Origin of the sequence: Aquitalea denitrificans (assembly GCF_009856625.1) — a bacterium.
Classification (GTDB): domain Bacteria; phylum Pseudomonadota; class Gammaproteobacteria; order Burkholderiales; family Chromobacteriaceae; genus Aquitalea; species Aquitalea denitrificans.
The window spans coordinates 3,170,131-3,185,444 of the sequence record NZ_CP047241.1; the positions used below are offsets into that span (position 1 = coordinate 3,170,131).

The 15,314-nt window shown below is 54.8% G+C and carries 13 protein-coding genes; 6 read left to right on the forward strand and 7 right to left on the reverse strand.

All coding sequences use genetic code 11. The features are described 5' to 3' along the window. Positions 1–133 precede the first annotated feature (133 nt). The 6 genes from ppk2 (at position 134) to GSR16_RS14420 (ending at position 6,784) form a co-directional block, all read left to right on the forward strand. Positions 134–991, forward strand: coding sequence for a polyphosphate kinase 2 (gene ppk2 / locus GSR16_RS14395; RefSeq protein ID WP_205677586.1), 858 nt, complete (start codon positions 134–136; stop codon positions 989–991). 115 nt (positions 992–1,106) lie between these two features. After that, positions 1,107–1,664, forward strand: coding sequence for a peptidylprolyl isomerase (locus GSR16_RS14400; RefSeq protein ID WP_159878545.1), 558 nt, complete (start codon positions 1,107–1,109; stop codon positions 1,662–1,664). Positions 1,665–1,745: 81 nt separating this feature from the next. Further along, entirely contained in the window at positions 1,746–2,237 is a 492-nt protein-coding gene (locus tag GSR16_RS14405) for a peptidylprolyl isomerase (protein WP_159878547.1), read from the forward strand. 104 nt (positions 2,238–2,341) lie between these two features. Beyond that, a complete protein-coding gene (locus tag GSR16_RS14410) occupies positions 2,342–3,079 on the forward strand; it encodes a UDP-2,3-diacylglucosamine diphosphatase (RefSeq protein WP_159878549.1) in 738 nt (245 codons plus the stop codon). Between the two features lie 260 nt (positions 3,080–3,339). Beyond that, positions 3,340–4,926 carry a methyl-accepting chemotaxis protein gene (locus tag GSR16_RS14415; protein ID WP_159878551.1) on the forward strand — a complete coding sequence of 529 codons (1,587 nt, stop codon included), beginning with the start codon at positions 3,340–3,342 and terminating at the stop codon, positions 4,924–4,926. 193 nt (positions 4,927–5,119) lie between these two features. Continuing rightward, entirely contained in the window at positions 5,120–6,784 is a 1,665-nt protein-coding gene (locus tag GSR16_RS14420) for an L-lactate permease (RefSeq protein WP_159878553.1), read from the forward strand. A 92-nt stretch (positions 6,785–6,876) separates the two neighbouring features. Here GSR16_RS14420 and GSR16_RS14425 read toward each other — a convergent pair whose 3' ends face one another. The 7 genes from GSR16_RS14425 to GSR16_RS14455 all read right to left on the reverse strand — a co-directional run bounded on the left by GSR16_RS14425 (position 6,877) and on the right by GSR16_RS14455 (position 15,291). Next, on the reverse strand, positions 6,877–7,644 hold the full coding sequence (locus GSR16_RS14425; RefSeq protein ID WP_276608557.1) for a GntR family transcriptional regulator: 768 nt from the start codon (positions 7,642–7,644) through the stop codon (positions 6,877–6,879). A 31-nt stretch (positions 7,645–7,675) separates the two neighbouring features. After that, entirely contained in the window at positions 7,676–9,166 is a 1,491-nt protein-coding gene (locus tag GSR16_RS14430; RefSeq protein ID WP_159880857.1) for a mannitol dehydrogenase family protein, read from the reverse strand. 50 nt (positions 9,167–9,216) lie between these two features. Then, positions 9,217–10,590, reverse strand: a complete 1,374-nt coding sequence (locus GSR16_RS21210) for an MFS transporter (RefSeq protein ID WP_159878555.1) — start codon at positions 10,588–10,590, stop codon at positions 9,217–9,219. A gap of 47 nt (positions 10,591–10,637) precedes the next feature. After that, positions 10,638–11,657 (reverse strand): Zn-dependent oxidoreductase, encoded by a 1,020-nt coding sequence (locus tag GSR16_RS14440; protein ID WP_159878557.1) that lies wholly within the window; start codon positions 11,655–11,657, stop codon positions 10,638–10,640. 15 nt (positions 11,658–11,672) lie between these two features. Next, a complete protein-coding gene (gene manD, locus GSR16_RS14445) occupies positions 11,673–12,887 on the reverse strand; it encodes a D-mannonate dehydratase ManD (RefSeq protein ID WP_159878559.1) in 1,215 nt (404 codons plus the stop codon). 429 nt (positions 12,888–13,316) lie between these two features. Next, a complete protein-coding gene (locus tag GSR16_RS14450) occupies positions 13,317–14,777 on the reverse strand; it encodes a protein adenylyltransferase SelO (RefSeq protein ID WP_159878561.1) in 1,461 nt (486 codons plus the stop codon). A gap of 46 nt (positions 14,778–14,823) precedes the next feature. Then, a complete protein-coding gene (locus GSR16_RS14455) occupies positions 14,824–15,291 on the reverse strand; it encodes a hypothetical protein (RefSeq protein ID WP_159878563.1) in 468 nt (155 codons plus the stop codon). Positions 15,292–15,314 lie beyond the last annotated feature (23 nt).

Genomic DNA, 15,314 nt, shown 5'->3' on the forward strand with positions numbered 1-15,314 from the left:
GAGCAAAACCACGGCCAGCCCGACCACCAGCCGCAAGCCTGCCCGCAGCCCCAGCAGTCGCCAGAGCAATGTCAAGCGCGTGCATCAGGAATCGGTCAAGGCCATCGAAACCATCAGCCAGCAGCCGGTTGCCCTGCAGGTGGCTGAAGCGCCGCGCGGCACCAGCGAGGACAGCAGCACCGCAGAACTGCCAGCCAGCTTTCCCTATCGCACCCGCATGCGCCGGGCCGAGTACGAAAAGATCAAGATGGAGCTGCAGATCGAGCTGCTGAAGGTGCAAAACTGGGTCAAGGAAACCGGGCAGAAAATCGTCATCCTGTTTGAAGGCCGCGACGCTGCCGGCAAGGGCGGTACCATCAAGCGCTATATGGAACACCTCAATCCGCGCGGTGCGCGGGTGGTAGCACTGGAAAAACCGTCCGAGCGCGAACGTGGCCAGTGGTATTTCCAGCGCTATATCGAACATCTGCCGTCTTCCGGCGAAATCGTGTTCTTCGACCGCTCCTGGTATAACCGCGCCGGCGTGGAACGGGTGATGGGCTTTTGCAATCCGGACGAATATCTGGAATTCATGCGCCAGACACCACAGCTGGAACGCATGCTGGTCAACAGCGGCATCCACCTGTTCAAGTTCTGGTTCTCGGTCAGCCGCGAAGAACAGCTGCGCCGCTTCATCTCGCGCCGTGATGACCCGCTCAAGCACTGGAAGCTCTCCCCCATCGACATTCAGTCGCTGGACAAATGGGATGACTACACATCTGCCAAGCAGGCCATGTTCTTCCACACCAATACCGGTGATGCGCCCTGGGTGGTGGTGAAATCCGATGACAAGAAACGGGCACGGCTAAACTGCATCCGTCACTTTCTGGCCAGCCTGGACTACCCCAATAAGGACCCGCGCGTTGCCCATGCGGCTGATCCGCTGATCGTGGGTGCCCCCAAGCACATGCTGAATGCGGACGAGGACAAGTCGTTGCGTTTCGACGTTTGAGCCGCCTGAGCAGGCTCATCCTGAGGCTAAAAGGCGATAAAAGCAGCCGCATCCGTGATTGCGGCTGCTGTGCTAGAATCCGGCTTTGTTCCTGCCGATAGCATCAGACACGCCCATGAAAAAACTGCTCTCCAGTCTCGCCCTGTGCGCCCTGCCCCTGCTGGCACACGCGGCCCCGGTTGTGGAAATGACCACCAACAAAGGTGTGATCGAAATCACCCTGGATTCGGCCAAAGCCCCCAAAACCGTGGCCAACTTCGTCACTTACGCCAAGGCTGGTTTTTATAACGGCACGGTGTTTCACCGCATCATCGACGGCTTCATGATTCAGGGTGGCGGTTTTGACGGCAAGCTGGAACAGAAGAAAACCAATGCGCCCATCCCCAATGAAGCCGCCAACGGCCTGAAGAACAGCATCGGTACCATTGCCATGGCCCGTACCGCCGACCCCAACTCGGCCACTGCCCAGTTTTTCATCAACGTGGCCAACAACGAATTTCTTGACTATAAGAATTCCAGCCCGCAAGGCATTGGCTATGCCGTATTCGGCAAGGTCAGCAAGGGCATGGATGTAGTCAACCGCATTGCCAAAACCCACACCGGCAGCATGAAGGGCATGGATGACGTTCCCTTCGAGCCTATCGTGATCCAGAAGGTGGTGGTCAAGCCCTGACCCCCACTTCATCAGCCTGCCATCTGCAGGCTGGCAGTACACAGCATCAAGCCCACGCTTCAGACCAATAAAGGAATACCCATGATCAAACTGACCACCAACTTCGGCGACATCGTACTGGAACTGTTCAGCGACAAGGCCCCGGCCACTGCCGCCAACTTCGAAGAATATGTGAAGAGCGGCCACTATGACGGCACCATCTTTCATCGCGTGATCAACGGTTTCATGATCCAGGGCGGTGGCTTCGATGCCGACATGAAGCAAAAGGACACCCGGGATCCGATCAAGAACGAAGCCAACAACGGCGTATCCAACAAGACCTACACCGTTGCCATGGCCCGTACCATGGACCCGCACTCCGCATCGGCCCAGTTCTTCATCAACGTGGCCGACAACGACTTCCTCGACTTCAAGTCAGAATCCACCCAGGGCTGGGGCTATGCCGTCTTCGGCCAGGTAGTGGAAGGCCAGGACGTGGTTGACCGCATCAAGACCGTACGCACCGGTCGCAGCGGTGGCCACCAGGACGTACCGGTAGAAGCCGTGGTTCTGGAAAAAGCCGAGATCATCTGATCCGGCAAGGGCTGCCGACAGCGGCCCGGCCTGCAAGCCAGCTCCCTTCGGGTGGGCTGGCTTTGCTTTATCTTTTTGACGTTTGTTGCTGCTATAGAACCATCATGAGCCATCACTTCATTTCCGACCTGCACCTGAGCGAAGACACCCCGGCGCTGTGCCAGCTGTTTGTAGACACCTTGCAGCAATGGCAGGGGCGGATTGACAGTCTGTTCATCCTGGGGGACCTGTTCGAATACTGGGTGGGTGATGATGATGACTCGGCGTTCTTGCAAGCCATGCTGGCGGCCATGCAGCAGTTCTCCCGCCATACCTCGCTCTATGTGATGCGCGGCAACCGCGACTTCCTGCTGGGAGCAGGTTTCACCCGCCGCACCGGTGCGCAGCTGCTGGAAGACCCCTACCTGCTGGAAGCATACGGTCACCGCTATCTGCTCAGCCATGGCGATGCCTTGTGTACCGCAGATACCGCTTATCAGCAATTCCGCGCCATGAGCCGCAACCCGGCCTGGCAGGCCGCCATGCTGGCAAGGCCGCTGGCCGAGCGCCACGCCATTGCAGCGCAGGCCCGCATGCAAAGCGAGGCGGCCAAACAGCAGCAAGGCCTGAGTGCCATTACCGATGTTACCGATAGTGCCGTACTGGAACTGCTGGATAGCCATCACTGGCCCACGCTGATTCACGGTCACACCCACCGCCCGGCCACCCACTGCTATCAGCAGGCTGACCAAACAGCAGAGCGCTGGGTGATCCGCGACTGGTACGGCAACAGTGGCGGCTATCTGCGCCTGGATGCCGACGGCACGCTGACAGCCCTGCCACTGCAAGGGCAAGCAGGCTAAAACCTTGCCGGTAGCACAAGTGCATGCTGAAACTGCTACTTAGTGCAAATTCAGCCAAAGTTTTGGCTATTTCACGCCAATTCAAAATAACCATACTAACGGCCAGTATTAATCTAAAAGACACCTCTGACGTGTGCTATCCCTGTTAATGGGCCTCCAGTACGGCAAGCATCTGCTGCCGTACCTTGCCCGACAACAATAGCGTAGCGCGCCGTGCCAGCCAGGCAGAAGCCATGCGCACAAATCGGGGAATGTCATCCATGCTTAAGCAACACCGCATGTTTTCGGTGCGCCAGCGTTTTGTCTGGCTCACCATTATCCTGGCCAGCCTGCTGGCCTGCGTAGCCATGGCGGCCAGCCTGCTGATACGGCAGATCACCATTGGCGGCCCACAATACCAGCGCATTATCCAGGCAAAGGATCTGGTAGCAGACATTCTGCCTCCGCCTTCCTACATCATTGAGGCCAACCTGCTGGCTCACCAGCTCCGCATGGCTCCTGCCGCACAGCAAGCCCACTTGATCAGCCAATTGCAACTTAGCGAACAGGCATTCCATCAGCACTATCAATACTGGCAGCAGCAGGCTTTACCAATTGGCTTGCACGAGATGCTGACTAGACAGGCGCAAGAATATGGCCGTGAATTTTTTACCCTGCTAAACCAACAACTGATACCCGCCTTGCAAAAACAGCAAAGCAGCAAGCTGAATGCCATCTTCACCCAGATGCAACAGGTATACAGTCAACACCGTCACGCCATTGATCAAGCCGTCATCCTGGCACAGCGCCATCAGGCACAACTGGAAAACGAGGCCGCCGCCAGCAATATGCGTAACTGGCAGCTGCTGACACTGGCACTGTTACTGACCCTGGCCGTTGTCGCCTTGCTGTTACGCTGGAACTATCGCCGTTTGATTGCCCTGCTGGGCAGCGAACCGGCACAAACCCGGCAGCATATCGGTAAGCTGGCCGAAGGGCAGTGGCAGGCTCAATTGCCACAAGCCAGTCCAGACAGCATGAGTGGCGTACTAGACAGCATGATCAGCCGTCTGAGCGCTGTCATGCAGGGAATCCGCCAGACTGCAACAGACATGCGCACTCTGACAGGACAGGTAGAACATGCGGCCAGCCATGTTGGGGACCAAACCAGCAGTCAAGCGGCACATCTGGAGGAAATTGCCACCACCTTGCAGCAGTTCTCATCCACCCTGGATGCCACCATGCATAGCGCCCAGCAAACCGAACAACAAGCAGTTGCAGCGGTTGAGGCCACCCGTGAAGGCCGCCTGCTGGTAGAAAATACGGTACAGGCTCTGCACCATATCATTCAGTGTATCGACCAGATCGACGACATCGTTTACCAGACTGACCTGCTGGCCTTGAATGCCACCATCGAAGCCGCCAGAGCCGGAGACCATGGCAAGGGCTTTGCCGTGGTCGCACAGGAAGTTCGCAAACTGGCACAGCGCAGCAAGGATGTGGCACAGGAGATCCAGCAATTATCTCAACAGACCAAAGCCAGGGCCGAACATGCCGGCAGCGCCATGTGCATGCTGGAGGACACCATCATCCAGACGCGACGTCTGGTGGAACACATTACCAGCAGCAGTCAGGAACAGAATCTCGGTATCAACCAGATATCGCAGTCACTGAACCAGTTAAGCTATTCCTCGGTACAAAATGCCGAAGAGTCACTCAATCTGGTCACACTTTCCCGGGAGATGCTGCAACATGCCGAAGCCTTGCAGCAACGGGTTGCCTTTTTCCGTCTGCGGGAACAACACAACGACTACCTGCAAATTCCCACGCAAAATGCAGGCACTGTCACCAGGACAAGCCCGGCCTGAAACTGCTCTCTCCGTTTGCTCCGGCCCGATACAGGGTAAACCCGCAAGGGCAAGCCCTAAATGACGACTTGATGCGTGATCACTACAGTTGCGCCATCCGCCACCAGTACAAAAACAGGCGGAACGCTCGATAAGGGGCACGGCAACAACCGCCAAGCCCGATCAACGCCAACAATCATTGGAGAGAACCATCATGTGGTCCCACGTTTACGACCCACTGGGCAACCCGTGGCTGTCTACGCTGTGCGCAGCGCTGCCGGTCATCGTGCTGCTGGGCGCGCTCGGCATTTTCCATATCAAGGCTCACATTGCTGCCTTGATGGGCCTGATTACTTCCCTCGTGGTTGCCATCGGCATCTTCGGTATGCCCGGCAGCATGGCAGTCAGTGCCACCCTGATGGGTGCGGCCAACGGCTTGCTGCCGATCGGCTGGATCATTCTGAACGTGATCTTCCTGTACCAGCTGACAGAACGTAAAGGCCAGTTCGCCATCCTGCGTGAAAGCATTACCGGCGTCACGCAAGACCGCCGCCTGCAACTGCTGCTGATTGCTTTCTGCTTTGGTGCCTTCTTCGAAGGTGCTGGCGGCTTTGGTACCCCGGTAGCCGTAACCGGTGCCATGCTGATCGGCCTGGGCTTCTCGCCGCTGGCGGCCTCCGGCCTGTCACTGATTGCCAATACCGCACCGGTAGCCTACGGTGCGCTGGGAACCCCGATCACCACACTGGCCAAGGTAACCGGCATCGACGTGATGCTGATTTCCTCCATGGTGGGTCGCCAGATGACCATCTTCGCTGTCATCGTGCCATTCTGGCTGCTGATTGCCTTCTGCGGCTGGAAAAACACCATGCGCATCTGGCCTGCCGCCCTGGTAGCCGGCCTGTCCTTCGCCATTCCGCAACTGATCGTCTCCAATACCATGGGGCCTGAGCTGGTGGCCGTGATCGCCTCGGTCTGCTCCATTGCTGCGCTGGTACTGTTCCTGAAGGTGTGGCACCCGCAAGAGGTTTACACCTCAACTGCCGGCACCATGGCCGGTGCTGCTGCCGAGGCAGCCGGCAAGACCGAACTGCAACCCAAGCATGGCTATTCCACCAGCGACGTGATTCGCGCCTGGCTGCCATGGCTGATCCTGTCGGTACTGGTATTTGCCTGGGGTTCGCCTAGCGTGAAAAAGGCGCTGGACGCCATCTTCACCCTGGACATTCAGTGGCCCGGCCTGCATAACCTGGTACAGAAGATGCCGCCAGTCGTGGCTAAGCCGCACCTGGAAGCCGCCGTCTACAAGCTGAACCTGCTGTCCACCACCGGTACCGGCATTCTGGTAGCCGGCATTCTGTCCGGCCTGATCATGGGCTACCGCCCGAGTGAACTGGTGAAAGTGTACGGTCAGACTTTCTGGTCGCTGCGCTACTCGCTGATCACCATCGTAGCCATGCTGGCACTGGGATACCTGACTCGTTACTCCGGCGTGGACATCACCCTGGGCCTGGCCTTCTCGCACACTGGCGTGCTCTACCCCTTCTTCGGCACCCTGCTGGGCTGGCTGGGTGTGGCGCTGACAGGTTCAGACACCGCCGCCAACGTGCTGTTCGGTGGTCTGCAAAAGGCTTCTGCCACCCAGTTGGGCCTGTCCCCGGTACTGATGACAGCCGCCAACTCGGCTGGCGGTGTGATGGGCAAGATGATCGACGCCCAGTCCATCGTGGTGGCGTCGACAGCAACCCAGTATTACGGTAAGGAAGGCGTGATCCTGCGCTATGTGTTCTTCCACTCGCTGGCCCTGGCCTGCCTGGTCGGCCTGGTGGTAACGGCGATGGCCTACCTGCCGCCATTTACATTGCTGGTAGTGCACTAAAATAATTTGCTAGCAGTCTGTTAGACACAAAAGCCCCGCTGGATATACCTGGCGGGGCTTTTGCATAATGTTTCAAATAAAAATCTGATCGTTCAGTCAATAAACCAATCACCGTTCTGTCGGGCAATCGCCGTAACCGAACGCCCAATCTCCTGCAGATGCACCGTCATTGCCGCTTCGGTCGCATCAGCATCCTGTGCCTGCAAGGCGGTGATAATCTGCGCATGCTGCTGAATCAGAACTTCCGGTGGCGACACCGCCTCCAGGCTAAGAAAACGCACCCGGTCCATGGTTGCCTTAATGCTTTCAATGGTTTGCCAGGCAAGCTCACACCCGGCAAAGCGGGCCAGCAACTGATGAAACTGATCATCCAGCATCAAGAAAGCATCGGCCTGCCCTTCTTGCGCGGCCAAACGCTGCTGGTGCAGATTGTGCTCCAATGCCAGCAACTGCGCAGGGCTGATCTGCTCAGCCAGTCTCCGGGCCAGCGCACACTCCACCGCCTGCCGGATAAAGCTGCCTTCCGCCACCTCACGCACCGAAATCTTTACCACCAAGGTGCCACGCTGCGGCAGAATCTGCACCAGTCCGGCTTCCGCCAGCTTGATGAAAGCTTCGCGCACCGGCTGGCGCGACACCGCAAACCGCCTGGAAATTTCCTTTTCGGATAACAACACACCAGGGGGAATTCTGGCGGTCACGATATCCTGCCGCAACAGACGGAAAATCTGTTGATTCACGGGCAGCATGCCGGTTAATAACGGAGGTATGGTCATGCAAGACAGCCATCCAGATCGATAAGCACCGCATACTAACAGAGTGAACCGCCACGCCCACGCCATGGCGGTATTCAGCAGCACTGCGCAGTGGTGGCCGGCTACCTCAGCCTAATCAGTCAACAGCCCCGGCATAGCCAAGCCGAGCACAAAGCTGTGCCGCACACGCTTTGGCACCGAACTGCTGCAGTTGATGGAAATACTGGCTGAGTACCGCCACGAAATGTGCATTGCGTGGCAGATCCGTCGCAAACACCTGCTCCAGTTGCAATAAGGCCTGCACAGGCGACATCGCAGGCCCTCGCGACTGCAGCAGCATGCTTATCTCGGCGGCCAACGGGTCACACACCTCAATCGCACGCCCCTGTTCATCAATACCGGACACGTAGTACATCCAGGCGGCGAGCCCCAGCGCCAGGCAATCAAAGCGACTGCCTCGTGCCAGATGAATACGGATGGGATCAAGCAGGCGCTGCGGAAGTTTTTGCGAACCATCCATGGCAATCTGCCAGGTTCGATGCTGCAGCGCCGGATTGCGAAAACGCTGTAACAAACTGGCAGCATAATCCTCTGCCGGCTGTGGACAATTCACCAGCGTCACCGCTTGCTCCTGCAGCATCAGGTGATGCACCAGTTGCGCCAGCGCTGCATCCTGCATGCAATCACTAATATGGCTATAGCCCGCCAGATAGCCCAGATACGCCAGAAAAGAATGGCTGCCGTTCAGCATACGCAGCTTCATTTCCTCGAATGGGCTCACATCGGCAACCAACTGCACCCCCACCCGCTCCCACGCTGGCCGGCCTTGCGGGAAATGATCCTCGATCACCCACTGTCGGAATGGTTCGGATGTCACCCCGGCCGGGTCATCCACGCCCCCCAGCAACGCCCGGATCTGGCTGCGGCTCGCATCGCTGACCATGGGGACAATACAATCCACCATGCTGGACGGACAGGCCACATGCTGCGCTACCCAGTCCACCATTTCTGCATCATCCTGCAGCGCCGCCAATTGCATTAATACCCGACGGGTAATCTCACCATTGGCCGGCATATTGTCACAGGACAACACCGCAAAGGCCGGCAAACCACGCTGGCGACGTAGACGTAATCCAGCCAGCAATACCGCAGGTGCCGACTGAGGCTGCAAAGGATGGGCCGCATCATGCAAGATGGTGGGATGGTCCAGCTGCAATTGCCCCGTAGCCGGCAAGTGACAATAGCCTTTCTCGGTAATGGTTAAGGTCACGATCGCCAGCTCCGGATGTGCTAGCGCCTCCAGCACCGCCAGCAGGCCATCCTCAGTCCGCGATAGTGCCTGGCAAACAATGCCAACAACGCGGCAATGCCAGCCCTGCCCATCAATATCAGACACCGAATACAGTAAATCCTGCTGCTTCAGCGCGCGAATCGTACCGCTGCTATCCGACAAGCTGACTTCACAATACCCCCAATCACCGCCATGCCGAGCAGCTAACTCATCTGCATAAACTGCCTGATGGGCACGATGAAATGCCCCGCACCCCAGGTGCAAGAGCCGCGGACGCAGATCCTGCCGAGGATATCCAGGCTGCGGGACTAATGCTGTCGCAATCGACTGACTCATGAGATTACCCAATGAATAGGATGATGAGACCAAACTGCACGGCACCAGCCCTAGCCCCTGCCATGTAAATCTGCAGCGTCCGTAAGCAGATTCAAATCGCGATCCTTCACCTCCGGCATCAGCAGTGCCGCAAGCAAGCCAATCGCAGAGTAAGCCATCACCATCACGGAAATCGGCCACCAACTACCACTAAGATGACAGAAAATACCTGCCAGCAAGGGGCCAAAACCTACCGCAACCAGCCCGCCCGTTTCTTTAGAAATTGCCATACGGGTAAAACGCTGACGAGCACCGAACAACTCTGCCAACGTGATATTTTCCAGCGCAAACAAGCCCAACACCGCAATATTGTGAATCACAATAATACATACCATGATTAGCCCAACCCCATGATTCGGCTCCATTATCAAAGAGAGCAAGGGGTATATGAGAAAAATAGCCATCACATTCAACACAATATAAGGCAGCCGCCGACCAAATTTATCAGAAAGCCAACCCAATAGTGGAATACTAAAAAACCCAACCACGGAACTAATCATCAAGGCATCGGTAGGAATGCTTTTATCAAATAACAATGTTTGAACCAGATAACCCGTAAGGAAAGTCTGTATCAGCCCAGAGTTACCCGCCTGGCCAAAACGCAGGCCGGTAGCAATCCAAAATGATCGACTACGAAACATGGAAACGAAACGATCATCAGCCACAACATGATCAGTTGCAGCAACTTGGATATTTTTTTCTTTTTCCTGAACAAATACCGGGCTTTCCTTAAGATTGGCACGCAGCCAGATAGCGAAAATCATGACAACAACACTGGATAGAAAGGGAATACGCCATCCCCACTCCATCAATTGCTGTCTATCCAAGGTATAAAATACCAGAGCCCAAATTGCAGTAGCTGCCAAAGTACCGCAATTGGTTCCCATGGCAACCAAAGAGGAAATAATACCGCGCCGCCCCACCGGTGCAAACTCAGCCAGCATGGTGCCAGCACCGGATATTTCAGCACCGGCACCCAGACCTTGTACAATTCGCAGCAATACTAATAAAATTGGTGCCATAATGCCAATTTGCGCATAGGTGGGCAACACACCAATCAGTGTGGTACACACTCCCATCATGGTAATTGTAATGAATAATACTTTTTTCCTGCCAATTGAATCGCCCATCCGGCCAAACACAAAAGCTCCCACAATACGGGCCAGATAACCAGCACCATAAGTACCCATTGCCAGAATGAGAACCATGGCCTTACTCTGGCCATAAAAGAAAATTTCATGGAAAACCAATGCAGCACCAAGCGAATACAGCTGGAAATCCATAAACTCTAATGCAGTACCCAACCAACCCGAAACTGCAGCCTTGACCAAACCAGATGTCTCTTTTCCATCCAGATCCTGCTCCAACACTTTTGCCGTATTCATTACATTTACTCCAAAACATCATTACCATCATGTATCGGTAAATTGAATTAACCAGGAAATTCCAATAATATTTTGCAACACTCCGCTGGCTCATTTTCAAACAAATGCAATGCCACACCCACCTGATTAAAATCAAGCTTATGCGTAATTAAAACATCAGGATTTAACTTTCCATCACCCATCCAGCAAATCACCTGAGGAAAACGCGCGCTATTCAATCGTGATGAAAAAATGGAAAGTTCCTTGCTGGTCAGGTCTTTCTGGCTGATCATGCATGGGACATCAGAAAAACCCATTATTCCAATCCGCCCTGCAGGCGAAGCCAATTCGATGGCCTGCTGCAAAATGGCTGGATGACATGCTGCATCCACAATCAGGGTAGGCGCGCGTCCATACTCCTGAAAATAGTCCAATAAATAAGCATCCTGATTAGTCACAACCTGATCTGCACCACACTCGATGGCACGATCCAGCCTTGATGCAATACGATCAGTCGCAACAAGATGTGCCACACCAAATACTTTTTTCAATACTTGAATCACCGCCAGCCCCATGGGACCGGCACCATAAACCAAGGCGACATCCTGCGCTGTTGGCTTTAATTGTGCGGTGATATTGGCCGCGATGCTGAATGGTTCAACCAGCGCCGCATGCAGTGCAGGGATTGTTTCTGGAACAATATGGGCATTGCAGGCAGGCACACAGGCAAACTCACTAAATCCACCATCACGGTGTACCCCAATCACCTGTAAATTCAGACAGACATTAGGTCGTCCAACCGAGCAGGGATAACATTGCCCACAACTGACCACCGGATCGATAACTACATGCTGGCCAATCCTGCTTGGCATCACGTCACGCCCAACCTGGTCAATGACACCAAAAAATTCATGCCCGATTACCCGTGGATATCTGGCAAATGGGTTATGCCCATGATAAATATGGACATCAGAACCACACACCCCGGCGTAGATGACTTTTACTCTTACCTCATCATCGGCAGGTTGTGGCATCTCGCGCTGCTGTATTTCGAGCACACCAGGCTGACTAATGACTATGCTTTTCATCACGGCTCCCATTCGTTACCAATTCCACATCGTGCCATCTTCCAGCCTGGCTATCGGTAGACAAGCTGGTTCATAGGGATATTTCTCAGCAATCTTCTCATCAAAATCCACACCCAAACCCGGCGCATCTCTTGGGTGCATATAACCATTATCAAATATCCAGTTTCGAGGAAATGCTTCCAGCATGGCTTCCGAATAGCCCATATATTCCTGAATACCAAAATTGGGAACCCATAAATCAAAGTGCAAAGCGGCTGCCATACTGATCGGAGACAAGTCGCTCGCGCCATGAGAGCCGGTGCGTATTTGATAAAGTGAAGCAAAATCAGCAATACGGCGCATACCACTGATCCCACCCGCATGCGTCACTGTCGTGCGAATAAAATCAATCAACTGCTGCTCGATTAATTGTTTGCAATCCCATATACTATTGAACACTTCCCCAACCGCAATTGGCGTAACGGTATGCTGTCTTATCAAGCGGAAACATTCCTGATTCTCTGCCGGCGTAGGATCTTCCATCCAAAATAAATGATATGGCTCAACATCTTTACCGAAACGTGCAGCTTCTATCGGTGTCAGGCGATGATGTATATCATGTAACAGGCAAGAATCCATGCCAAATTTATTACGAATTCTATCGAATACTGTTGGTATAAAATTCAGATACTTTTCTGTTGACCACAACTGCTCTTCAGGATAAACCCCTTTAGCTGCCGGCTCATACTTACCACCTTTTTGTTTTGCCAGCCCATAAGCAGATGACACACCAGGAATTCCACATTGCACACGTATCGCCTGGAATCCCATTTCAAGCAACCTGGCATAATCATCCAGCACGGCATCAATAGTACTTCCCGTGCAATGGCCATACACCATGACTTTTTCGCGTGAAGCACCACCCAGCAGTTGATACACTGGCATGTTTGCTGCTTTTCCTTTGATATCCCACAAGGCCATATCAATAGAAGAAATAGCGGACATGGTTACCGGACCACGTCGCCAGTAGCCACCTTTATAAAAATATTGCCAGATATCTTCTATTTTCTGCGCATCCCGTCCAATAAGCTGTGGGCACAGATGGTCACGCAGATACGCAGCAACGGAGAGTTCCCGCCCATTCAGGGTGGCATCGCCCACACCGCTCAACCCAGATTCCGTTGTTATTTTTAGCGTAACAAAATTTCGCCCAGGGCAACTTACGAACACATCTGCCTTGATTATTTTCATTGAATTCTCCAACAGCCATTAGCAAAACGCAGCAATGAAAATTAATACACAAGCATCTGCCATACAAGTATTTCACACTGCCCAAAATACCAGACCATGATTTAAAAATTGAAAATAATTTCAAAATATATATTTTGAAATTATTACAATCGGAAATATCAAAATATCAAAGAGATTTTTTTGATATTTTGATATTTCCGATTGATGGTGCGATGACTATTGAGATCAATAGCTTCTGCGGTGAATGGGCTGCTTGGCATGAATGACATACTGAGCAAAGCGATAAGAAAATACTGGAGGGGGCTATGCGCCCTGCTACCCGCGGGTATCAGGAAATGAGCTGGTAACAGGGCGCTAAAAAGGGGGAAGAGTGACGGCCAGGTATGGCACGGCACCTGACAAGCATCGGGATGAAAACCGAGCGCCGGTTTAACTGGAACAGCTAACGCTGATTTCCTGCGCCCAGGCAGGAGGCTCGGCGGCGTAAGCCTGATACTGCGGCTGCTCGTCAAAGGGGTGCTGCAGACAGTGATGCAGACTGGCGATTTGCGAAAAATCCCCCTGCTGAGCGGCTTGAATCGCCTGCTCGGCCAGATGATTGCGCAGGATATATTTGGGGTTGACCGCCAGCATAGCAGACCTGCGCTCGGCAGCCGGCCTGGTTTCCAGCTGCAGGTGCGCAGTGTAGCGTGCAGCCCAGTCATCAAACAGGCTGCGATCCAGGAACATGTCCCGCAATGCGTGGTTGTCGCCCGCGCTGTCAAAGTCGGCCAGCCGGCGGAAGAATACGGTGTAATCGGTCTGATGCGCATGCATGGCCAACAGTAGCGCTTCGATCAGTGCGTCATCACCCTCATCCGGCACAGCAAGGCCCAGCTTGTTGCGCATCAGCCCCTGCCAGTGTTGTGAGTACTGCTCCCGATAGCCGGAGAGTGCTTCCAGCAATTGCGCTTCACTCACCAGCGGCAGGAATGCCGAGGCCAGGCAATGCAGATTCCACAAACCAACCTGGGGTTGCTGGTTGTAGGCATAGCGCCCGGCATGGTCACTGTGATTACATACATGTGCTGCGTTGAAACCATCCATAAAGCCAAACGGGCCGTAATCCAGCGTCAGCCCCAACACGGACATATTGTCGGTATTCATTACGCCGTGACAGAAGCCGACAGCCTGCCACTGAGCAATCATCCGCGCCGTTCTGCTGACAATCTCGGCGAACAGTGCTGCATAGGGCTGTTCTTGCTGCGCACAGTCAGGAAAATGATGCCGGATGATGAAGTCGGCCAGCAGCCGGATTTCATCGTGCAGGCCGCGATGGTAGAACACCTCGAAACTACCAAAGCGGACAAAACTTTCCGCCAGACGGGTGAGCACGGCCGCCGTCTCCGGCCTCTCCCGGTAAACCGGATCTGGCGAGCCGATCATGGCCAGCGCCCGGGTGGTGGGGATGCCCAGGCCATGCATGGCTTCGCTGCACAGGTATTCACGAATGGTAGAGCGCAATACGGCTCGCCCGTCTCCCATGCGTGAAAACGGGGTAAGCCCAGCTCCCTTGAGCTGCCATTCCCAGCGCTGCCCATGGGAATCTGATGTATCACCCAGCAATAGCGCGCGGCCATCACCCAGCTGGGGTACATACACCCCAAACTGATGTCCTGCATACATGGCAGCAGTGGGCTGCATGTCGTCGGCAAGCCGGTTGCCGGACAACAACGCGAGCGCTGCTGGCTGAGCTAGCGTATCCGGCTGGATGCCCAGCATTGCACACAGGGAAGCATTTGCCGCAACAAGATACGGCTGACTGAGCGCCTGGGGCTGTACCCGGCGATAGAAGGCCGGCGGCAGTTCCAGAAAGCGTTGGCCAAAGGCCAGAGAAGAAAGGGCTTGCATGGCCCGATTCTAGACGTGAGCCGGGCAGATAAACACCAGAAGGCAATCAGGGTTTTTGCCGACGCCAGACCCGGCGCATGTCACGGGCAGCATTGAGCGAGGCCGAGGAGAAGCTGGTGGCAGCAAAGTGGCCGACTTGCCGGCTCATTTTGCTGACTGCGCTGCCAGAACTTTGTCCCAGCTGCAAAGCCTGCTTCATCACGCTGAAAGATGGGTGGTTGCCTGACTGTTCCAGTTGCTGCAGCAGGCGGCGGTGCATGTCATTGAGTGACTTCTCCGTTGCCAGCATCAGGTCGCGCTGATTGTCGGCCTGAGCCTGCAGCAGGGACACACCGCCCAGCAGGCTGCCATCAATCCGGCCTTGCAAATCGGCATCGGCCAGCGGGTAACCGGGCAGCCAGGCGGCAGTCCAGCTCAGACAGGCATCCTGCTGGGCATCCAGCAAGCGGCGCTGGCTCAACTCCATGGTGCTAAGGTAACGCTGGAAAGCGCTGGCAAACCACTCGTAGGCCATGAATCGTCCTTGTCTGTTGGACA

What these genes read in the sequence shown, in the direction of transcription:
- GSR16_RS14455 (WP_159878563.1), bottom strand. Translation starts at nt 15,291, where the DNA reads ATGGCCTACGAGTGGTTTGCCAGCGCTTTCCAGCGTTACCTTAGCACC.
- GSR16_RS14420 (WP_159878553.1), top strand. Translation starts at nt 5,120, where the DNA reads ATGTGGTCCCACGTTTACGACCCACTGGGCAACCCGTGGCTGTCTACG.
- GSR16_RS14440 (WP_159878557.1), bottom strand. Translation starts at nt 11,657, where the DNA reads ATGAAAAGCATAGTCATTAGTCAGCCTGGTGTGCTCGAAATACAGCAG.
- GSR16_RS14430 (WP_159880857.1), bottom strand. Translation starts at nt 9,166, where the DNA reads ATGAGTCAGTCGATTGCGACAGCATTAGTCCCGCAGCCTGGATATCCT.
- GSR16_RS14415 (WP_159878551.1), top strand. Translation starts at nt 3,340, where the DNA reads ATGCTTAAGCAACACCGCATGTTTTCGGTGCGCCAGCGTTTTGTCTGG.
- manD (WP_159878559.1), bottom strand. Translation starts at nt 12,887, where the DNA reads ATGAAAATAATCAAGGCAGATGTGTTCGTAAGTTGCCCTGGGCGAAAT.
- GSR16_RS21210 (WP_159878555.1), bottom strand. Translation starts at nt 10,590, where the DNA reads ATGAATACGGCAAAAGTGTTGGAGCAGGATCTGGATGGAAAAGAGACA.
- GSR16_RS14405 (WP_159878547.1), top strand. Translation starts at nt 1,746, where the DNA reads ATGATCAAACTGACCACCAACTTCGGCGACATCGTACTGGAACTGTTC.
- GSR16_RS14450 (WP_159878561.1), bottom strand. Translation starts at nt 14,777, where the DNA reads ATGCAAGCCCTTTCTTCTCTGGCCTTTGGCCAACGCTTTCTGGAACTG.
- GSR16_RS14400 (WP_159878545.1), top strand. Translation starts at nt 1,107, where the DNA reads ATGAAAAAACTGCTCTCCAGTCTCGCCCTGTGCGCCCTGCCCCTGCTG.
- GSR16_RS14410 (WP_159878549.1), top strand. Translation starts at nt 2,342, where the DNA reads ATGAGCCATCACTTCATTTCCGACCTGCACCTGAGCGAAGACACCCCG.